General features: G+C 68.5%; 15 protein-coding genes. 9 read left to right on the forward strand and 6 right to left on the reverse strand.

The features are described from left to right. Window positions 1-17 precede the first annotated feature (17 nt). The 4 genes from ACFW9Z_RS14350 to eccCa all read right to left on the reverse strand — a co-directional run bounded on the left by ACFW9Z_RS14350 (window position 18) and on the right by eccCa (window position 7,546). Window positions 18-677: a hypothetical protein gene (locus ACFW9Z_RS14350; RefSeq protein ID WP_384639400.1), complete on the reverse strand. Its 660-nt coding sequence runs from the start codon at window positions 675-677 to the stop codon at window positions 18-20. 24 nt (window positions 678-701) lie between these two features. Continuing rightward, the gene (locus ACFW9Z_RS14355; RefSeq protein ID WP_384639403.1) at window positions 702-3,005 is read right to left on the reverse strand and encodes a hypothetical protein; all 2,304 of its coding nucleotides are present in this window, start codon (window positions 3,003-3,005) and stop codon (window positions 702-704) included. After that, a complete protein-coding gene (locus ACFW9Z_RS14360; protein WP_384639405.1) occupies window positions 3,005-3,472 on the reverse strand; it encodes a hypothetical protein in 468 nt (155 codons plus the stop codon). Before ACFW9Z_RS14360 ends, ACFW9Z_RS14355 begins: the two co-directional genes overlap by 1 nt. A gap of 96 nt (window positions 3,473-3,568) precedes the next feature. Then, complete coding sequence (gene eccCa / locus ACFW9Z_RS14365) at window positions 3,569-7,546, reverse strand: type VII secretion protein EccCa (protein ID WP_384639408.1); 3,978 nt, start codon at window positions 7,544-7,546, stop codon at window positions 3,569-3,571. Between the two features lie 381 nt (window positions 7,547-7,927). Between eccCa and eccD the strand changes: the two genes are divergently transcribed. The 6 genes from eccD (at window position 7,928) to ACFW9Z_RS14395 (ending at window position 15,074) form a co-directional block, all read left to right on the forward strand. After that, entirely contained in the window at window positions 7,928-9,430 is a 1,503-nt protein-coding gene (gene eccD, locus ACFW9Z_RS14370; RefSeq protein ID WP_384639478.1) for a type VII secretion integral membrane protein EccD, read from the forward strand. A gap of 213 nt (window positions 9,431-9,643) precedes the next feature. Then, a complete protein-coding gene (gene rpsO / locus ACFW9Z_RS14375) occupies window positions 9,644-9,934 on the forward strand; it encodes a 30S ribosomal protein S15 (RefSeq protein ID WP_003965855.1) in 291 nt (96 codons plus the stop codon). 296 nt (window positions 9,935-10,230) lie between these two features. Then, window positions 10,231-12,447: a polyribonucleotide nucleotidyltransferase gene (locus ACFW9Z_RS14380; protein WP_384639481.1), complete on the forward strand. Its 2,217-nt coding sequence runs from the start codon at window positions 10,231-10,233 to the stop codon at window positions 12,445-12,447. Further along, complete coding sequence (locus ACFW9Z_RS14385; RefSeq protein ID WP_384639411.1) at window positions 12,444-13,823, forward strand: M16 family metallopeptidase; 1,380 nt, start codon at window positions 12,444-12,446, stop codon at window positions 13,821-13,823. The genes ACFW9Z_RS14380 and ACFW9Z_RS14385 overlap by 4 nt, the downstream gene beginning before the upstream one ends. Before the next feature lie 34 nt (window positions 13,824-13,857). Next, window positions 13,858-14,610, forward strand: a complete 753-nt coding sequence (gene dapB / locus ACFW9Z_RS14390; RefSeq protein WP_384639414.1) for a 4-hydroxy-tetrahydrodipicolinate reductase — start codon at window positions 13,858-13,860, stop codon at window positions 14,608-14,610. An 11-nt stretch (window positions 14,611-14,621) separates the two neighbouring features. Further along, window positions 14,622-15,074 (forward strand): hypothetical protein, encoded by a 453-nt coding sequence (locus ACFW9Z_RS14395; RefSeq protein WP_384639418.1) that lies wholly within the window; start codon window positions 14,622-14,624, stop codon window positions 15,072-15,074. A gap of 80 nt (window positions 15,075-15,154) precedes the next feature. Here the strand turns inward: ACFW9Z_RS14395 and ACFW9Z_RS14400 are convergent, their stop codons facing one another. Together ACFW9Z_RS14400 and ACFW9Z_RS14405 are read right to left on the reverse strand one after the other, a co-directional pair. Continuing rightward, window positions 15,155-15,706 carry a hypothetical protein gene (locus tag ACFW9Z_RS14400; RefSeq protein WP_384639421.1) on the reverse strand — a complete coding sequence of 184 codons (552 nt, stop codon included), beginning with the start codon at window positions 15,704-15,706 and terminating at the stop codon, window positions 15,155-15,157. Window positions 15,707-15,824: 118 nt separating this feature from the next. Continuing rightward, on the reverse strand, window positions 15,825-16,064 hold the full coding sequence (locus tag ACFW9Z_RS14405) for a hypothetical protein (RefSeq protein WP_384639424.1): 240 nt from the start codon (window positions 16,062-16,064) through the stop codon (window positions 15,825-15,827). A gap of 215 nt (window positions 16,065-16,279) precedes the next feature. Here ACFW9Z_RS14405 and thyX point away from each other — a divergent pair, with 215 nt between their 5' ends. From thyX to ACFW9Z_RS14420, 3 genes are all read left to right on the forward strand, one after another. Then, window positions 16,280-17,017 carry an FAD-dependent thymidylate synthase gene (gene thyX / locus ACFW9Z_RS14410; protein ID WP_384639427.1) on the forward strand — a complete coding sequence of 246 codons (738 nt, stop codon included), beginning with the start codon at window positions 16,280-16,282 and terminating at the stop codon, window positions 17,015-17,017. 152 nt (window positions 17,018-17,169) lie between these two features. Continuing rightward, complete coding sequence (gene dapA / locus ACFW9Z_RS14415; RefSeq protein ID WP_384639430.1) at window positions 17,170-18,069, forward strand: 4-hydroxy-tetrahydrodipicolinate synthase; 900 nt, start codon at window positions 17,170-17,172, stop codon at window positions 18,067-18,069. Between the two features lie 140 nt (window positions 18,070-18,209). Continuing rightward, on the forward strand, window positions 18,210-19,895 hold the full coding sequence (locus ACFW9Z_RS14420; protein ID WP_384639433.1) for a ribonuclease J: 1,686 nt from the start codon (window positions 18,210-18,212) through the stop codon (window positions 19,893-19,895). Window positions 19,896-20,290 lie beyond the last annotated feature (395 nt).

Genomic DNA, 20,290 nt, shown 5'->3' on the forward strand with positions numbered 1-20,290 from the left:
AAATCGGGGAGGGGTGATCACTGCCATGTTCTGTCTGGCTCGGGAACCCAGTCCTTTTCGTTCTTGCAGTGCTCGGAATCCTTGATCGATTCTGAGTAGGTTCGGATCAGTTTGGCCAGAGCCGATTCGTCGGGCTTTCCCGCATCCGAGACCCTGATGAAAGCGAAAACCCGTTCGCTGGCTGTCGGGGGTTCGGTGCAGACGACGTGACCGATGGCCCCGGTGTCCGAGTATATGTACATCCCGTCGCCCGAAACTTGATCGCCCGGGTCCACGTTGTTGTAGGCGTATGCGGCTACATCGCGCAGGGACTTCTCTTTGTTCTCCCACTGGGAGCTGATCGACAAGGCCGCCTTTCCGTCGACGTTTATGCGGCAGGTCTTGAACCCCTTTGTATCGTTGGTTGAGGTCATGGAGAGCTTCTTCCCTGGCCCGAGCAAGGGGGTCAGGAGCTTAGGTGAAATGGGTGTTCCGCAGAGCGATTTTGGCGTCGTGAACGATTTTTCGGTGCTTGAGCAAGCAGACCCGAAAAACCCCAGAATCATAACTCCGCATAGCGGAAGGATGGTGTGACGGATTAACCTTTGCTCGGCGAGATATCCTTTGCTCGGCACTCGCATGAAGGGATCCGTCTCTCCTTTTTCTCTGTCGGGAATTTTGAGATTCAGGGTGCGCACTCCTGTTCCCTCCTCTGGTCTTTTCTACTTTCCGGGAATCTCTGTCTCCAGATCGTCCGCCATTTGACGGGCTGATGTAGATGCGTCGTTGAATCCGTCTCTGGTTCCTTCGCGTGCCCACTCCTCGAATCTTTCGGGATGCGGTGAGTTGTATTCTTTCGCTGCTTCTTCTGCTGCGATCCTGGCCAGTTGTATGTTCTTTCTCGTGCTGTCTTCCCAGAGATCTCCAACGGACTTCCCCGCCGCTGACAGCTTCTCCGGCTCGGAATCCTTGAAAAGCTGTTCCAGCACCGCATTGCTCGCCACCCCCACAGCTCCCCCCACCCCGGCGCCGACGGCAGGGCTGGCAATGAAGCTGGTGCCGACGCCGACGGCTGTCCCGACGGTTCCCGAGATCAGGCCCTTCTTCTGGTTCACGGCGTGCTCGAAGTCGCCGTCGGCCTCGTTCGCCTCCCCCAGCACCCCTTCCTGGCGCCCGATGGCCAGGCTCCCGCCGACCTCGCCGGAGCGGCGTGCGATCTCCTTGACGGTGTCCTCCGCCGGGTGCGGGTACTTCTGGTCGTCAGGGAGAGTTGGGTCCAGGTGGTACTCCATGAGCTTGCCCAGGTACCACTTCTGGGCCACTTCCACCGCGCTGTAGCCCTCCGGGTTCTGTCCCAGGGAGATCAGCAGGCGCGTCACGTCCGTATGTGAGAGGTCGGCGGGTGTGCCTGCGATCGGGAAGAGCTTCGGGATGCTCTTGCTCCCTTCGTCGGCATCGGCCGTGGCCCTGTTGATGTCCGGCAGGTACTCGGAGGTGATCTGCCCGATGCTGTCGGACATGTAGCCACGCTTGGTCAGGCGCTCGGGGTCGTCCGAGATCGAGGCGACAAGGGCCTCCATGAGCTTGGCCTGCTGTGCGCTGTGGGGCGGTGTGTCGATGGTGGGGGCTTCGCCCGCCGGGTGGCCGGTCGTGGCCGCTTCCAGGGCCAACGCCATGGCGTTCGGGCCGGTGACGCTGTCGTCGCCCTTGCTGTTCAGCTCCTTCGGCCAGTCCCGCTCTTCGAAGAGGTACTCGAAGTTGCTGAGTTCACGCCGCTCGTTACGGCCGTTTCCGTCCGCGTCCTCCACGAATTCGTGGTCCTCGTCCTTCGTCACGAAGGTCTCGCCGAAGAACGCGGTTGCCGCGTCAGGGCTGTTGGCCAAGGCCTTCATGAAGCCGGTGAACGGGTCACGCCCCGCGTCCGTACCGGTGCGGTTCAGGAGGCCGTCCATCCCCTCCTGCCGCCACGCCTTGTCGCGCCCGTTGTCCGTGAGTTCCTTTTCGGTCCTGATCAGTGCGCTGCCGTAGTCCTGGAGGAACTTGTCGTCGTAGTTCCCCCAGCGCATGAGGTTGCTCATCACCTGGAAGCCCAGCGGCCCGGAGGAACCCGAGACGGGACGGCTTCCCAGGTCCACCATCTCGCTCTTCCAGTCCTTCATGCCCCGGGTGTCGCTCTGGCTGGCTGTGGCCAGGGTCAGGCTCAGGTTCTCCTGGAGGTCGTCCAGATCGGTGGCGCGCGCCCGGAGGAGGTCGGAGCTGAGGGGGGCGTTCAGGCCGGCCCAGAACTCCAGCGTTCCCCGGGCCCCGAGCTTCTCCGCGAAGCGGGCGGCGAAGAGTTCGTCACCCGAGAACTCCTTGAGCCCCGCGTTCAGCTCATCGAACTCCTTGACCGAGATGTCGTCCGGGTCCTTCTTCGCCAGCGCGGCCAGCCGGTCCCCCTTCGCGATGGCCCTGGCTGCCGAGTCCCGGTCCTTGTACATCGCTCCGGTGAAGCCGATGTCCGCCTGGTCCACGAGGGCCTTGAGCGCCACCGAGGCGGTGTGATCGACATCGGTGGCCTTCTCCAGAACCGCCTGGATCTCGTCGCGGATCGCCGTGACGTCCTGGTGGCGGTTGTTCTGGACGAAATGGTCTTCCGTGGCGACGTAGGGAGGGCGTACGGCCGCGGAAACCATGAAGCCACCGCCTCCGGTGGCGGTGACTGTGAGGTCCTGCTTGCGGGCCCGTTCGAGTATGTCGTCGAGCTTGGTGTGGAAGGTGCGCAGTTCGTCCCGTGTGTCCTTGAGGATGTTGCGTAAGGACGTGGCCTGCTTGTGGGCGTCGGAGAACTCGTGGGCGGTCTTGCCGATGAATCCCTTGGTGACCGTGGCGTTGACGCCTGCCCAGTCCGCCTTGTTCGCCTGCTTCCGTAACCCGTCATTGGCGTCCCTCTTCAACTCCCCGAGGTGGGACACCAACGTCGACCAGTCGGTGATGGCCTGGTCGAGCAGACCGAACCGGGCGAAGCGCAGCGTTTCGAAGTTCATCAGTTGTCCGCCTCGTTCCGCTTGCCCTTGGGGGCGTAGTCGTCGTCGAACCCCTTGTCGAGCATGGTGATGCTGCTCAACTGGTGCTTGATGTCGTACTCGTCGCCCTGGTGCGCGTTCTTGGTGAAATCAAGATGGTTCGAGATGTGCGCACAAGCGTCCGTCAGGCTCCTGAGCTGCTTGCTCCAGCGCTTCGAGACATGCCGAAGCGCCGATCCGAGCTCGAATCCCTGACCTCTGAGGTCGGTTGCCGCCCGGTCGCTGCCGGGCAGGGCGACACGTCCCTTGTCCCAGAGCCTTTCGTACAGCTTGAAGGCGCTGTTGCCGACCGCCGCCAGATCGGTCTGGTTGACCTTCAGGTCCCCGGTCCCGGGAGTGTCCTCGGGTGGGATCCCGTTCAGCTGTAATCGGGTGCTGTGCTTCTCCGCCGCGGCTGCCTTCAGTTGTTCCCACTCGTCCCATGCCATGGGCCTGCCCCCCTCTGGTCAAGCGGGCAGGGGCCGTTCGACCCCTGCCCGCTGTCCGCCCTACGATTCCCGCTTCCGGCGTCCCCCCACGCCTCCCTACCGCCCCCCGTCCACCACCCCCGTCTGCACCAGCGGGTTCCCCCGCCGCCGCGTGACGAAGATGCCGCGCCCCGGCGGCATCGGGCGCGGGCGTACGCCGCCGAGGATGTCGCCCTCCATCGGGTCGCCCGACAGCAGCACGCCCTGGGCGCCCAGCTCGGTCATGCGCTGGAGGAACGACTCGTACAGGGCCCGGCTGGCCCCCGCCGTGTTGCGGGCGATGATGAAGCGGACGCCCACGTCACGGGCGAACGGGAGCAGCTCCGTGAGGGACGACAGCGGGTTGCCGCTCGACGTGGAGACCAGGTCGAAGTCGTCGATGATCACGTAGACCGTCGGGCCGCTCCACCAGCTGCGGTCCCGCAGCTCCTGGGCCGTGACGTCGGCGGACGGGGTGCGGCGCTTCATCAGGTCGTGCAGCGCGACCATGTGGTGTTCCATGTTGTTCGACATGGGGATGTACTCCGCCAGGTGCGACGCCGGGGTCACGTCCAGCAGCGAGCGCCGGTTGTCGACCACGAAGAGCTTGCAGGAGTCACCGTCGTACCGCTCGGTGAGCTGCTTGATGAGCAGCCGCAGCAGGTTGGACTTGCCGGACTCGCCCTCGCCGAAGATCAGGAAGAACGGGTCCTGCTCGAAGTCCACGAAGACCGGCGCGAGGTTGTTCTCGTCGATGGCGAAGGCGACCCCGCGCTCCGGAACGGCGTAGCCCGGCGGAAGTTCGGTCGCGGGCAGGGAGCGCGGCAGCAGGCGTACGGCGGGGGCGGGCGCCGCCGTCCAGTGCCGGGAGACCTCCTGGTTCATGGCGGCCGTCGCCTCGGACAGGTCGCTGTCGGAGTTGATGCCGTCGATCCGTGGCACCGCCGCCATGAAGTGCAGCTTCTCCGGCGTCAGCCCGCGCCCCGGTACCCCGGCGGGCACGTTGGCCGCGACCTTGCGGTCCAGCTCGGAGTCCATGACGTCGCCGAGCCGCAGCTCCAGGCGGTTCATGAGGTTGTCCTTCAGGTTGGCCCTGACCTCCATGGACCGGGAAGCGGTGACGATCAGGTGGATGCCGTAGCCGAGGCCCCGTGCCGCGATGTCCATCGCGGCGGCCTCCAACGCCTCGTAATCCGTACGGAAGTTGCCCCAGCCGTCGATGATCAGGAAGACGTCGCCCCACGGCTGGTCCGTCACCGAGATCTCGCCGCGCGCCCGCATCCGCCGGTAGGTGGCGATCGAGTCGATGCCGGCGCTGCGGAAGTACTCCTCGCGCCGGGACATGATGCCGTGCACCTCGGCGACCGTACGCCGTACCTTCTCCGGGTCGAGCCGTGAGGCGATCCCGCCGACGTGCGGGAGGCCCGCGACGGCCGACATGCCGCCGCCGCCGAAGTCGAGCCCGTAGATCTGGACTTCCTGCGGAGTGTGGGTGAGCGCGAAGCCCGCGATCAGCGTGCGCAGCAGGGTCGACTTGCCGGACTGCGGGCCACCCGTGATCTGCATATGGCCCGCCGCCCCGGAGAAGTCCCGGTAGAGGGTGTCACGGCGCTGCTCGAACGGCTTGTCGATCACGCCGAGGGGGACGACCAGACGCCCCGCACCCTCGAACCCGGGCTGCGTCAGCCCCCGCCCCGGTACGGGCGAGAGCCCCGGCAGGATCTCGTCCAGCGACGGCGGGTTGTCCAGCGGCGGCAGCCACACCTGGTGCGCGGAGGCCCCGCGCCCCTCCAGCCGGCGCACGATCACATCCAGCACCGTGTCCGCCAGCGCGTCGTCCTCCGCCGCACGCGGCTCCGGCACCCCGGCCCCGGCCTGCGGGCTCGGCTGCACATACCGCACCGGCACCGGAGCCGCGGTGAACGGAACAGGCCGCCGGTCCACCGGCAGCGGGCCCCCGGCCGAGGCCGCCTGCCGGCCCCCCTCCCGGTACACCCCGGAGACGTACGCGGCCTTGAACCGCACCATCTCCTCCGTACCGAACTTGAGCAGCCCCGAACCGGGCACGTTCGGCAGGTGGTACGCGTCCGGCACTCCCAGCGCCGCCCGGGACTCGGCCGCCGAGAAGGTCCGCAGACCGATGCGGTACGAGAGGTACGTCTCCAGACCGCGCAGCCGCCCCTCCTCCAGGCGCTGCGAGGCCAGCAGCAGATGCACGCCCAGCGAACGGCCGATCCGCCCGATCTGCACGAACATGTCGATGAAGTCCGGCTTCGCCGTCAGCAGCTCGCTGAACTCGTCGATCACCAGGACGAGTGAAGGGATCGGCTGCAGCGGCGCACCCGCCGCGCGCGCCTTCTCGTAGTCGTGGATGTTGGCGTAGTTGCCCGCGTCGCGCAGCATCTCCTGACGGCGGTTGAGCTCACCGCTGATGGAGTCGCCCATGCGGTCGACCAGCGTCAGATCGTCCGCGAGGTTGGTGATCACCGCGGCCACATGCGGCATCTGCGCCATACCGGCGAAGGTCGCACCGCCCTTGAAGTCCGCGAGGACGAAGTTCAGGGTCTCCGAGGTGTGCGTGACCGCGAGACCGAGCACCAGCGTGCGCAGCAGCTCCGACTTCCCGGAACCGGTCGCCCCCACACACAGACCGTGCGGGCCCATCCCCTCCTGCGCCGCCTCCTTGAGGTCCAGCATCACGGGCGCCCCGCCCTCACCGACCCCGATCGGCACCCGCAGCCGCTCCGCCTGGGAGCGGGGGCGCCAGGTCCGGCTGACCTCGATGGAGGCCGCGTCCCCCAGGTTCAGCAGATCGGTGAACTCCAGGTTGGCCAGCAGCGGCTCGTCGTCGTCCCCGCCCGTCGCCATGTGCAGCGGGGCCAGCTGACGGGCCAGCGCCTCGGCGGCCTCGGGACTCAGCAGGTCGGGCACCCCGTCGTAGACGAGCCCCTGCCCCGACTCCAGCTGCAGCGACTGCGGCTCCACCACGATGGAGAGCCCGCCACGCGCCCCCTGCACCTCGCCCGGTACGACCTCGATGACCGTCACGCCCTGCAGCCCCTCGGCCGAGGCGAGCACCGACATCGGCGGTACGGAATCCCCGTCCAGGACGACGACGATGTGCGGCTGCTCCAGCAGCGGCTGGCCGCCCGGCTGGAAACGGGGGCGGCCGTCGAGCCGGGCCGCCAGCTGCTGTTCGAGCTCCAGGACGCCGGTGGTGATCAGCCGCCGGCTGCCGGCCCCGTCGACCGAACCCGTGTCCTGTACGTGGGGGAGCCACTTCGCCCACTCCCACTGCGGGGCCGCCTCCCGCCCCGCCGCGATCCCGATCACCAGGTCCTCGGGGGAGTGCAGCGAGGCCAGCGAGCCGACGACCGCCCGCGCCGAGGCGCGCGCGGACTCCTCGTGGCCGCTGATCGTCAGGTGGTAGAACGCCCGCAGCGACACGGCCATGGGCAGGCCGTCCAGCGTGGAGTGCGTCGTCAGGAACTGCTGCATGGCCCCGGCGGTCAGCGGCTCCAGCTCGTCGATCGGAGCCGTCTCGGGCGCGACGAGCGGCGTGGCGAGCTCCTGGCTGCCCAGACCGATCCGCACCTGCGCGAAGTCGGCGTCACCGGCCCGCCGCTCCCACACCCGGCTGCCCTCGGCGACGAGCGCCCACAGCTGCTCGGGCGAGGGGTGCAGATAGAACTGGGCGTCGCGCTGCTTGCGGGCCGTCTTCACCACCGTGCGCCGGGTCTGCGTCAGGTACTTCAGATAGTCCCGCCGCATGTCCGCGAGCTGGCCCTGCGTGCCCCGCCGGAAGCGCACCAGCATCGCGATGGCCATGGCGACCGTCGAGGCGATCATGATCACGCCCATGATCCGCATGATCGGGTTCGGCGTCATGAAGAAGAAGACGACCGAACCGCCCATGCCCAGCATCGGCAGGAGCTGCATCAGCGCGCCCTCCTGCTGGCCCCGGGGCAGCTCCGGCGGAGGTTGCAACTGCACCTGTTCGACCGGCACTTCGGAGGGCAGGGCCCGCGGTGGGCGCTTGACGACGATCTGGCTCACAGCTCACCAATTCCCTTGCCGGACGGAAGTGTTCCTATCGGCGCCCCCGTGGCGACGGGCTCCATCCGCGGGATGGATCCTACTGGCGGGGCGGGGGCCGCATGGCGGTAGGGTGTCGCGATGCGTATACGCATCCGCTAACTGCCGCAAGAAGAAGGTCATTCGGGACGCGGGGCGAAATTCGCGGTCCTGAGGGGTGTTTCCGGCAGACGTTCCAGAACGGCACACACCGCCTCCGGAACGGCGGCAGGCCCTTCAGGACAACGCCGGAGTCAGAACGAACAGGCCACCCCCTCGGGGCAACGCCGGACTCCGGAACAACCAGAGCAGCCGGAACAACCAGAGCAGCCAGAACAAACACAGGGGGAGCAGCAGGTGACAATGACGGCCCAGACGGCGGCCGGCGCGAGCGGCCGGCCGAGTCACGGAGTTGCATCCGGCAACGGCACGGGCTTCTGCCGGGTCACGGTCGTCGCCCCCGACAGCCGGGTCGACGTGGCGCTGCCCGAGGACGTGCCCGTCGCCGACCTGTACCCCGAGATCCTCCGGCTCTCCGGCCAGAGCCCCGCCCCCGGCGCCCCCGTCGGCTACCACCTCGTACGCCGCGACGGCACCGTCCTGGACAGCGCCCGTACGCTCGCCGGGCACCGCATCCTCGACGGCGAGCTGCTCTCCCTTCGGCCCTTCGCCGAGTCCCTGCCGCCCGCCGTCTTCGACGACGTCTCCGACGCCGTCGCCACCGCCGTGGCCAAGGACCGCACCCTCTGGGGCGACTCCCTCATGCGCGGCGCCGGCCTCTTCGGCGGCTCCGTCCTGCTGATCCTGCTCGGCTTCGTGCTGTGGACCGCCGACCCCCGCCACGACATGCACGGGCTGCCGGGCATCCTGGCCGCCGTCACCGCCGTACTCCTGCTCGCCGTCGCCTGTGTCCGCGCCCGCGTCTACGACGACCGGGGCTCGGCCATCGCGCTGGGAACCGGAGCCATGGTGAACGCCGCCGTGGCCGGTTCCGGGCTCCTCTCGCTCAGCGCGGGCCAGGGCGTGGGACGGCTGCAGTTCCTGCTCGCCTGCGCCGCCGTACTGGTCGTGTCGGTCATCCTCATGATCACCGCACCCGGCGGCGACGGACCGTTCGTCGCGTTCGTCTTCGCGAGCGCCACCGGCCTCGTGGTCACCTTCATCGCGATCAGCGCGGATCTGAAGCCCACCGAGGCCGCCGCCGTCTCCGCCCCGTTCGCCGTGGGCGCCCTGGCCTTCCTGCCCGGCCTCTCCACCCGCTTCGCCCGCCTCCCCATCGGCTTCGAACCGCCCCGCTCCACGGTCGGCGACTACGGCACCTCCGAGCAGGCCCCCCAGGGCCCGGTCGACGCCGTACGGATCGCCGCCCAGGCGCGGCGCGGCCACGAGCTGCTCCTCGGCCTGGTCGGCGGCTGCGCACTGGTGGCCGTGGCCGCCGCCGCGGTGCTGGGCTTCTCGGACGACGTCTGGGGCCAGCTGCTCGCCCTGGCCACCGGGGTCGCCCTGCTGATGCGCGCCCACCTCTTCCGCTACACCGCCCAGGTCGGCTGCACCCTCGCGGCCGGCCTCGGCTCCCTCGTACTCCTGGGCCTCGGTCTCTCGCTCAACCCGCCGCTCACCCTGGTGCGCGACGCGCTGCGGGGCAACGGGGCCGACCTCGATGTCCGTACGGTATGGCTCGCCGCCGCCGTCGCGGGCGTCGCCGCCCTGATCACCGCCATCGGCCTGATCGTGCCGCGCAAGGGCGTCACCCCGTTCTGGGGCCGCTTCCTGGAGATCGCCGAGACGATGGTCCTGCTCACCCTGCTGCCGCTCTGCCTCGCGGTCTTCGACGTCTACCGCTCGATCCGGGCCCTCACCAGCTGACCCCCGGCGAGCGCCGTCACCAGTCGCCCCCCGGAGAGGCCCGTCGGGTGTGACCCGAATGGCTGGTACTCTGACCAGTGGCCGTTTGTGTACGCCTCTCCGGATCATCCTGGGGACTGCGCTCATCGGACCTTCGCCTCCGAGTCACGGAAGCTCCCCTGAGATCAAGACCAGGGGCACTCGTGGGCGCTTCGAACATCAAGAGGAGTACGCGTGCCGCTCGACGCCGCTACGAAGAAGCAGATCATGTCCGAGTTCGCCCAGAAGGAGGGTGACACCGGATCCCCCGAGGTCCAGGTCGCCATGCTCTCCCGCCGGATCTCGGACCTGACGGAGCACCTCAAGACGCACAAGCACGACCACCACTCCCGTCGTGGTCTGCTGATCCTGGTCGGCCAGCGTCGCCGCCTCCTGCAGTACCTGGCCAAGAAGGACATCCAGCGCTTCCGTGCGCTGGTCGACCGCCTCGGCATCCGCCGCGGTGCGGCCGGCGGCGCCAAGTAAGCACGCCGTGGAGAGGGAGCGGTTCCCGAGTCTGAGGGGACCGCTCCCTTTGCCGTAGGCGTACGACCGGTGTTCCCTTTGCTGTACGTGCACGACCGGTGTCAAGCTCAGTAATCTGGACACCGTTACGAGGGAGAGGCGCAGCGACGCCGCCGCCGGTCCTCGGTAGTGGCCCCCGGGAACATGCCCGGGAGCTTCGATCGAAGACCGGCCCGCACACACGGTGCGCTTCTCCCGCACCGTCCTCCGCCATACGGGCGGCAGGACGAAAGACGACGAGTATGGAGAAATCACTAGTGGAGAACGAGACCCACTACGCCGAGGCCGTTATCGACAACGGAACCTTCGGCACCCGCACCATCCGCTTCGAGACGGGCCGCCTGGCCAAGCAGGCCGCCGGCTCCGCCGTCGCGTACCTGGACGACGACACCATGGTGCTGTCGGCCACCACCGCTTCCAAGCGGCCCAAGGAAAACCTGGACTTCTTCCCCCTCACGGTGGACGTCGAGGAGCGGCAGTACGCGGCCGGCAAGATCCCCGGCTCCTTCTTCCGCCGTGAGGGCCGGCCCTCCGAGGACGCGATCCTCACCTGCCGCCTGATCGACCGCCCGCTGCGCCCCTCCTTCAAGAAGGGCCTGCGCAACGAGATCCAGATCGTCGAGACGATCATGGCGCTCAACCCCGACCACCTGTACGACGTGGTCGCGATCAACGCCGCCTCCTGCTCCACCATCCTGGCGGGCCTGCCCTTCTCCGGCCCGATCGGCGCCACCCGCGTCGCCCTGATCAAGGGCCAGTGGGTCGCATTCCCGACGCACACCGAGCTTGAGGACGCCGTCTTCGACATGGTCGTCGCCGGTCGCGTCCTGGAGGACGGCGACGTCGCGATCATGATGGTCGAGGCCGAGGCCACCGAGAAGACCATCCAGCTCGTCGCGGACGGCGCCGAGGCGCCCACCGAGGAGATCGTCGCCGCCGGTCTGGACGCCGCGAAGCCCTTCATCAAGGCGCTCTGCAAGGCCCAGTCCGACCTCGCCTCCAAGGCCGCCAAGCCGGTCGGCGAGTTCCCGGTCTTCCTGGACTACCAGGACGACGTCTTCGAGGCGCTCGCCAAGGCCGTCACCCCCGAGCTGACGCAGGCGCTCACCATCGCCGGCAAGCAGGACCGCGAGGCCGAGCTCGACCGTGTCAAGGAGATCGCCGCCGAGAAGCTCCTCCCGGCCTTCGAGGGCCGCGAGAAGGAGATCTCCGCCGCGTACCGCTCGCTGACCAAGCACCTGGTCCGCGAGCGCGTCATCAAGGACAAGGTCCGCATCGACGGCCGCGGCGTCACGGACATCCGTACGCTGGCCGCCGAGGTCGAGGCCATCCCGCGCGTGCACGGCTCGGCGCTGTTCGAGCGCGGTGAGACCCAGATCCTGGGCGTCACCACCCTCAACATGCTCCGGATGGAGCAGCAGCTGGACACCCTCTCCCCGGTGACCCGCAAGCGCTACATGCACAACTACAACTTCCCGCCGTACTCCGTCGGCGAGACCGGCCGCGTGGGCTCGCCCAAGCGCCGCGAGATCGGCCACGGAGCGCTCGCCGAGCGCGCCATCGTGCCGGTGCTCCCCTCGCGCGAGGAGTTCCCCTACGCGATCCGCCAGGTCTCCGAGGCGCTGGGCTCCAACGGCTCGACGTCCATGGGCTCGGTCTGCGCCTCCACCATGTCCCTGCTGAACGCCGGTGTGCCCCTCAAGGCCGCCGTCGCCGGTATCGCCATGGGCCTGATCTCGCAGGAGATCGACGGCAAGACCCACTACGTCGCCCTCACCGACATCCTCGGTGCGGAGGACGCCTTCGGCGACATGGACTTCAAGGTCGCCGGTACGAAGCAGTTCGTGACCGCGCTCCAGCTCGACACCAAGCTCGACGGCATCCCCGCCTCGGTCCTGGCCGCCGCGCTGAAGCAGGCCCGTGACGCGCGTCTGCACATCCTGGACGTCATGAACGAGGCCATCGACGTCCCGGACGAGATGTCCCCGAACGCCCCGCGGATCATCACCGTCAAGATCCCCGTGGACAAGATCGGTGAGGTCATCGGCCCCAAGGGCAAGATGATCAACCAGATCCAGGAGGACACCGGCGCCGACATCACGATCGAGGACGACGGCACCATCTACATCGGTGCCCAGCAGGGTTCGCAGGCCGAGGCCGCCCGCGCCACGATCAACGCGATCGCCAACCCGACCATGCCGGAGGTCGGCGAGCGCTACCTGGGTACGGTCGTCAAGACGACCACCTTCGGCGCGTTCGTCTCGCTCATGCCGGGCAAGGACGGCCTGCTGCACATCTCGCAGATCCGCAAGCTCGCCGGTGGCAAGCGCGTGGAGAACGTCGAGGACGTGCTCGCCGTCGGCGCCAAGGTCCAGGTCGAGATCGCCGAGATCGACTCCCGCGGCAAGCTCTCCCTGATCCCGGTCATCGAGGGCGAAGAGGCCGACGAGAAGAAGGACGACACCGACAAGTGACGTCCCGTAGTTCCGCGACGACGGCCCGCCCCTCTTCGGAGGGGCGGGCCGTCGCCCGTACCCAAACGCTTCTCCAGGGCACCAACGGCATCGGCACCGTCCGCCGCACCGTCCTCCCCGGCGGTCTGCGGATCGTCACCGAGACCCTGCCCTCCGTCCGGTCCGCCACCTTCGGCATCTGGGCCAACGTCGGTTCCCGCGACGAGACGCCCACCCTGAACGGCGCGACCCACTACCTCGAACACCTCCTCTTCAAGGGCACCGCCAAGCGCACCGCCCTCGACATCTCCTCCGCGATCGACGCGGTCGGCGGCGAGATGAACGCCTTCACGGCGAAGGAGTACACCTGCTACTACGCGCGGGTCCTGGACACCGACCTGCCGCTCGCCATCGACGTGGTCTGCGACATGCTGACCGGCTCGCTGATCGCCCCCGAGGACGTCGACGCCGAGCGCGGCGTCATCCTCGAAGAGATCGCGATGACCGAGGACGACCCGGGCGACTGTGTGCACGACCTGTTCGCGCACACCATGCTCGGCGACACCCCCCTCGGCCGCCCGGTCCTCGGCACCGTCGACACGATCAACGCGCTGAACCGGGGCCAGATCGCCCGCTTCTACAAGAAGCACTACGACCCCACGCACCTGGTCGTCGCCGCCGCGGGCAACGTCGACCACGCCACGGTCGTACGCCAGGTCCGCCGCGCCTTCGAAAGGGCCGGAGCCCTCTCCCGTACGGACGCGGTGCCCATGGCGCCCCGCCAGGGCTCCCGAACCCTGCGCACCGCGGGCAAGGTCGAGCTGCTGAACCGCAGGACCGAGCAGGCCCATGTGGTCCTCGGCATGCCCGGCCTCGCCCGCACCGACGAGCGTCGCTGGGCCCTCGGGGTCCTGAACACGGCCCTCGGCGGCGGTATGAGCTCGCGCCTCTTCCAGGAGGTCCGGGAGAAGCGCGGCCTGGCCTACAGCGTGTACTCGTACACCTCGGGCTTCGCCGACTGCGGCCTCTTCGGCGTCTACGCGGGCTGCCGCCCCAGCCAGGTCCACGACGTCCTCAAGCTCTGCCGCGACGAGCTGGACCGGGTCGCCACCCACGGCCTGGACGACGACGAGATCACCCGCGCCATCGGCCAGCTCTCCGGCTCCACCGTCCTCGGCCTGGAGGACACCGGCGCGCTGATGAACCGTATCGGCAAGAGCGAGCTGTGCTGGGGCGAGCAGATGTCGGTCGACGACATGCTCGCCCGTATCGCGGAGGTCACCCCCGACGACGTACGGGAGGTGGCGGGCGAACTCCTCACCCACCGCCCCTCGCTCTCGGTCATCGGCCCGCTCAAGGACAAGCAGGCGGACCGCCTCCACGAAGCGGTCTCCTAACCCCTAAGCGCTCGCACCCCTTAAGGAAGCAAAGATGAGCAAGCTGCGCGTAGCCGTTCTCGGTGCTCAGGGCCGGATCGGCTCCGAGGCCGTACGAGCGGTCGAGGCCGCCGACGACCTGGAGCTGGTGGCGGCCCTGGGCCGGGGCGACAAGCTGGAGACCCTCACCGACGCGGGCGCCCAGGTCGCCGTCGAGCTGACCACCCCCGCATCGGTGATGGACAACCTCGACTTCTGTGTCGGGCACGGCATCCACGCCGTCGTCGGCACCACGGGCTGGACCGACGAACGGCTTGCGCAGCTGACCGGCTGGCTGGAGAACTCCCCGGCCACCGGCGTCCTCATCGCCCCGAACTTCTCCATCGGCGCGGTCCTGACCATGAAGTTCGCGGAGCAGGCCGCCCGCTACTTCGAGTCCGTCGAGGTCGTCGAGCTCCACCACCCCAACAAGGTCGACGCCCCCTCCGGCACCGCCACCCGCACCGCCCAGCTCATCGCGGCGGCCCGCGCCAAGGCGGGCAGCGCCCCCCAGCCGGACGCCACCACCACCGCCCTGGACGGCGCGCGCGGCGCGGACGTCGACGGCGTCCCGGTCCACGCGATCCGGCTGCGCGGACTGCTGGCCCACCAGGAAGTGCTGCTCGGCGGCGAGGGCGAGACCCTCACCATCCGCCACGACTCCCTCCACCACAGCAGCTTCATGCCGGGCATCCTGCTCGGCGCCCGCCGCGTGGTGACCACTCCCGGCCTCACCTTCGGCCTGGAACACTTCCTCGACCTGAACTGACTGAGCCCACCATGCGCGCAAAGATCACCTACTTCGTCACGGCCGCCGTCCTGGTCTTCTACTTCGTCCTGGTCGGCAGCCGCGGTCTGATGCTCATCCGCCACGGCACGCTGCTCACGGTCACGTTCGGTGTTGCCGTGCTGATCCTGCCGGTGATCGGCGTCTGGTTCCTCTGGAAGAACACCCAGTTCGTCCGGCGCGCCAACGCGCTCGCCGCCGAGCTGGACGCGGAGGGCGGCCTGCCGGTCGACGACCTGCTGCGCACCCCGTCCGGCCGCATCGACCGGGATTCCGCCGACGCGGCCTTCACCAAGCGCCGCGAGGAGACGGAGGACGCCCCGGACGACTGGCGCACCTGGTTCCGCCTTGCGGTGGCCTACCAGGACGCGAGGGACACCCCGAGAGCCCGCAAGGCCATGCAGAGAGCGATCGCGCTGCGGGCTTCCCGCCCGTCCGGCGTTTGAGGACGTCTTTTCCGCCTGTACGCAGATGAGCCCGGGACCGACCAACGGCCCCGGGCTCATCCACGTACACGCGGCACGGCTCACCCGTGCCGATACTCGTCCGCCCAGGCCTCCACCGCATCCGTGGCCCGATCGAACGCCTCTTCGCGCCCGAGGAAGTCCGCGTTGTGGTCGGAGACCAGCGGTGCCAGCGTCTCACCGCTCCGCCGGGCCACGATCAGCGCCTGCCCCTGCACCGTACGGGGCAGCCCCAGCCACTTCACCGGCTGCTGGACCGTACGGACGGAGGCGGTGGCGCTCCACGGCACCGTGGTGGTCCAGAAGAACCCCACACGCCGCACACCGTGCCGGCTGACCCACGCACCGACCCTCAGCAGCCGCAGCGCGGCGGCGATCAGCGCACCGGCCAGCAGCAGACACGCGGTGGCCCCGGAAGGCGCTCCGGTCACACCGATGATCATGGCCGCGAGCAGAACGAACGAGGCCAGCAACAACACACCGGCCGCCGCCGCGACCCGCCACGGGCCGGGGCGGTAGGGCCGCCGCCAGCTGTCGTGGTCGTCGAACGGCAGCGCAACGTCCTCCGCGCTCGCATCGAATGCGCGGTCGGCCGTCAGAAAGGGCAGGGGCACGACTCATCCTCACTCACAAGCACGCTCGATTGCTGTGCCCGGTGAGGCTACCGAGGGTGCCCCCGAACAGACCACCCCAGGGGGTCCGTACGAGTAGTCCGGCGGCCCCGGGACGTACTCAGCGGCCCTGAGAGGCCTCGGACTGCTTGCCCTGCGAAGCGGACTGCCCGGAGTCGAGCGCCGGAAGACCCAGCAGCAGCGAGCCCACGAGCCCGGCGACCACGGTCAGCCCGACGAGGGAACGCCCGAGCAGCTCGGGAACGCTGGCACGGGGGGCGGGAGGGGGAGTGACGTTACTGCGGAATCGGTCGGACTCGGCGACGAACGAGAACGGGACGGATTCACGCCGGCGGAACATGAGGAAACTCTCCTTGATCTCAGTGGCGGGTGCTGCTGACGAGTCAGACGTACGACAGGGCCGATCGGTGCCCCGAATCGCCGTAACGTTTCAAGGACTCCACGAACGGCTGCCCGACGGAGTCGCTCGCATGCGTGCAGCGGGTGCGTGGAGGCGAGCGAGCGGCCCGTAAAGTGGTCGCCGCCCGAGCACCGCCCCTGGAAGGACCCCCGCCGGTGACCGACACCCCCGAACCCGCAAAGCCCCACTTCCGCAGCGACGTCACCGTTGACCTGGTGAAAAGCGCCGCGGGCGACGCGGACGTGCTGTTCGCCGCCCGGGTCTCCACCGCCGGAGAGCAGTCGCTGGAAGAGGTCACCAAGGACCCGGAGCGGTCCAAGGGGCTGATCAACTACCTCATGCGGGACCGGCACGGAAGTCCGTTCGAGCACAACTCGATGACCTTCTTCATCAGCGCCCCGATCTTCGTCTTCCGCGAGTTCATGCGGCACCGCGTGGGCTGGTCCTACAACGAGGAATCGGGCCGCTACCGGGAGCTGGAGCCGGTCTTCTACGTCCCCGACACCTCCCGCAAGCTGGTCCAGCAGGGCCGCCCCGGCAAGTACGAGTTCGTCGCGGGCACCGAGGAGCAGTACGACCTGACGACCCGAGCCATGGAGGAGTCCTACCGGGCCTCCTACGCGGCCTACCAGGAGATGCTGGCCGCAGGAGTGGCCCGCGAGGTGGCCCGCGCGGTCCTCCCGGTCGGCCTCTTCTCGACGATGTACGCCACGTGCAACGCGCGCTCCCTGATGCACTTCCTCGGCCTGCGCACCCAGCACGAGCTGGCGAAGGTCCCGTCCTTCCCGCAGCGCGAGATCGAGATGGTCGGCGAGCAGATGGAAGCCCACTGGGCGCGGCTCATGCCGCTCACTCATGCGGCCTTCAACAAAAATGGACGGGTCGCCCCGTAGGCGGTGTCCGTATTGCGGCGTTTCGAGAAGTTCATCTAGGCTGATCAAACGGACCCGGCACTGCTTGAACCCCCGAGCAGGCAGTGCCGGGCTCCTCTTCCCCGTCCCCCCGAGGGGGGACCACGCGCTGAGCAGCGAGTAGCGTGTTACCCATGGCTCCGATCTCCACTCCGCAGACCCCCTTCGGGCGGGTCCTCACCGCTATGGTCACGCCCTTCACGGCGGACGGCGCTCTCGACCTCGACGGCGCACAGCGGCTCGCCGCCCATCTGGTGGACGCAGGCAATGACGGACTGATCGTCAACGGCACCACCGGTGAGTCCCCGACCACCAGTGACGCGGAGAAGGACCAGCTCGTACGGGCGGTGCTCGAAGCGGTAGGAGACCGGGCGCACGTCGTCGCCGGCATCGGCACCAACGACACCCGGCACAGCGTCGACCTCGCCCGCACCGCCGAGCGCACCGGCGCCCACGGGCTCCTCGCCGTCACGCCGTACTACAACAAGCCGCCGCAGGAAGGCCTCCTGCGCCACTTCACGGCCATCGCCGACTCCACGGGCCTGCCCGTGATGCTGTACGACATCCCCGGCCGCAGCGGGGTACCGATCGACACCGAGACCCTCGTACGGCTGGCCGACCACCCGCGGATCGTCGCCAACAAGGACGCCAAGGGAGACCTGGGCCGTGCCAGCTGGGCCATCGCCCAGTCCGGCCTCGCCTGGTACTCCGGCGACGACATGCTCAACCTCCCGCTCCTCTCGGTCGGCGCGGTCGGCTTCGTCTCCGTCGTCGGCCACGTGGTCACCCCGGAGCTGCGGGCCCTGGTCGAGGCGCACCTGGGCGGCGACGTCCAGAAGGCCACCGAGATCCACCAGAAGCTGCTCCCGGTCTTCACCGGCATGTTCCGCACCCAGGGCGTGATCACCACCAAGGCGGCGCTGACCCTCCAGGGCCTCCCGGCGGGCCCGCTGCGCCTGCCCCTGGTGGAACTCACCGCCCAGGAGACGGCCCAGCTCAAGATCGACCTGGCCGCCGGCGGGGTACAGCTGTAACCACGGACTTCACAACTGAATGAAGAGAACGAGCGAGGCACCTCGCGAAGAGCACGACCCCAAGACAACAGCAAGTGCACGAATGACATGCGCGCCACGTGCCTCAGCGGTACGTGGCGCGTGTGGTTAAGGAGAGTCTTTTGAGCCATCCGCACCCTGAACTCGGTACCCCCCCGAAGCTCCCGAAGGGCGCCCTGCGGGTCACCCCGCTCGGCGGCCTGGGCGAGATCGGCCGCAACATGACGGTCTTCGAGTACGGCGGCCGCCTGCTCATCGTCGACTGCGGCGTCCTCTTCCCCGAGGAGGAGCAGCCCGGCATCGACCTGATCCTGCCGGACTTCACCACGATCCGGGACCGCCTGGACGACATCGAGGGCATCGTCCTCACGCACGGCCACGAGGACCACATCGGCGGCGTCCCCTACCTGCTGCGCCTGAAGCCGGACATCCCCCTCATCGGCTCCAAGCTGACGCTCGCCCTCATCGAGGCGAAGCTCCAGGAGCACCGCATCCGCCCCTACACCCTTGAGGTGCAGGAAGGGCAGCGCGAGCGCATCGGCGTCTTCGACTGCGAGTTCATCGCGGTCAACCACTCGATCCCGGACGCCCTCGCGGTCGCCATCCGCACCCCCGCGGGCATGGCCGTGGCCACCGGTGACTTCAAGATGGACCAGCTCCCGCTGGACGGCCGCCTCACCGACCTGCACGCGTTCGCGCGGCTCAGCGAGGAGGGCATCGACCTCCTCCTCTCGGACTCCACGAACGCCGAGGTCCCCGGCTTCGTACCGCCCGAGCGGGACATCTCCAACGTTCTGCGCACGGTCTTCGCCAACGCCCAGAAGCGCATCATCGTGGCGAGCTTTGCCAGCCATGTGCACCGCATCCAGCAGATCCTGGACGCCGCCCACGAGTACGGCCGCAGGGTCGCCTTCGTCGGCCGCTCGATGGTCCGCAACATGGGCATCGCCCGTGACCTCGGCTACCTCAAGGTCCCCGCGGGCCTGGTGGTGGACGTCAAGACCCTCGACGACCTCCCGGACGACGAGGTCGTGCTCGTCTGCACGGGCTCGCAGGGCGAGCCGATGGCGGCCCTCTCCCGGATGGCCAACCGCGACCACCAGATCCGGATCGTTCCCGGCGACACGGTGATCCTGGCGTCGTCCCTCATCCCCGGCAACGAGAACGCGGTCTACCGCGTGATCAACGGCCTGACCCGCTGGGGCGCCAACGTCGTCCACAAGGGCAACGCCAAGGTCCACGTCTCGGGCCACGCCTCGGCCGGCGAGCTGCTGTACTTCTACAACATCTGCAAGCCGAAGAACCTGATGCCGGTCCACGGCGAATGGCGCCACCTGCGGGCCAACGCCGAGCTGGGAGCCCTCACGGGCGTGCCCAAGGACCACATCGTCATCGCCGAGGACGGCGTGGTCGTCGACCTGATCGACGGCAAGGCCAAGATCGTCGGCAAGGTCCAGGCCGGTTACGTGTACGTCGACGGCCTCTCCGTCGGCGATGTCACCGAGACCTCCCTCAAGGACCGCCGCATCCTCGGCGACGAGGGCATCATCTCGGTCTTCATCGTGGTCGACAGCTCCTCCGGCAAGATCGTGGGCGGCCCCCACATCCAGGCCCGGGGCTCCGGCATCGACGACAACGCGTTCACCGGCGTCACCCCGAAGATCCAGGAAGCCCTGGACAAGTCGGCCCAGGACGGCGTGATGGAGCCCCACCAACTCCAGCAGATGGTCCGCCGGGTCGTCGGCAAGTGGGTCTCCGACACCTACCGTCGGCGTCCGATGATCCTCCCGGTCGTCGTCGAGGTCTGACCCGCCTGACCAGCCCGTACGGGAGCGGGGCCCCTCGATTTGCATCGGGGCGCCCCGCTCCAGTACGTTTACGGCTCCGCCTGACCGGGAAGCACCGCGCGCACTCGTGCGCCGGGGACACCCCGACGGGGCGGGAATTCCGACTCAGAATCTCTGATAAAGTCGGATCCGCCGAAAGGCAAAGGCCGCTCCACAGGCCACCGGAAATCGAATTCGGACCGGAAACGGAACGAAAAAGAGTCTGGTAAAGTTGGAACCGCCGGAAAGGGAAAACGCGAAAGCGAAGAACCTCGAAAGCATCCCGCTTCGACCGGGAATCGGACACGAAAGAGTCTGATAGAGTCGGAAACGCAAGAACAAAAAGAAAACGAAGGGAAGCGCCCGGAGGGGCCCGG

Source organism: Streptomyces sp. NPDC059452 (assembly GCF_042750035.1).
In the GTDB taxonomy this organism is placed as follows: domain Bacteria; phylum Actinomycetota; class Actinomycetes; order Streptomycetales; family Streptomycetaceae; genus Streptomyces.

Bases quoted from the DNA above. Each gene is read 5' to 3' on its own strand.
- dapB (WP_384639414.1), top strand. From the start codon at position 13,858: ATGAGCAAGCTGCGCGTAGCCGTTCTCGGTGCTCAGGGCCGGATCGGC.
- eccD (WP_384639478.1), top strand. From the start codon at position 7,928: ATGACGGCCCAGACGGCGGCCGGCGCGAGCGGCCGGCCGAGTCACGGA.
- ACFW9Z_RS14360 (WP_384639405.1), bottom strand. From the start codon at position 3,472: ATGGCATGGGACGAGTGGGAACAACTGAAGGCAGCCGCGGCGGAGAAG.
- ACFW9Z_RS14395 (WP_384639418.1), top strand. From the start codon at position 14,622: ATGCGCGCAAAGATCACCTACTTCGTCACGGCCGCCGTCCTGGTCTTC.
- ACFW9Z_RS14405 (WP_384639424.1), bottom strand. From the start codon at position 16,064: ATGTTCCGCCGGCGTGAATCCGTCCCGTTCTCGTTCGTCGCCGAGTCC.
- dapA (WP_384639430.1), top strand. From the start codon at position 17,170: ATGGCTCCGATCTCCACTCCGCAGACCCCCTTCGGGCGGGTCCTCACC.
- ACFW9Z_RS14355 (WP_384639403.1), bottom strand. From the start codon at position 3,005: ATGAACTTCGAAACGCTGCGCTTCGCCCGGTTCGGTCTGCTCGACCAG.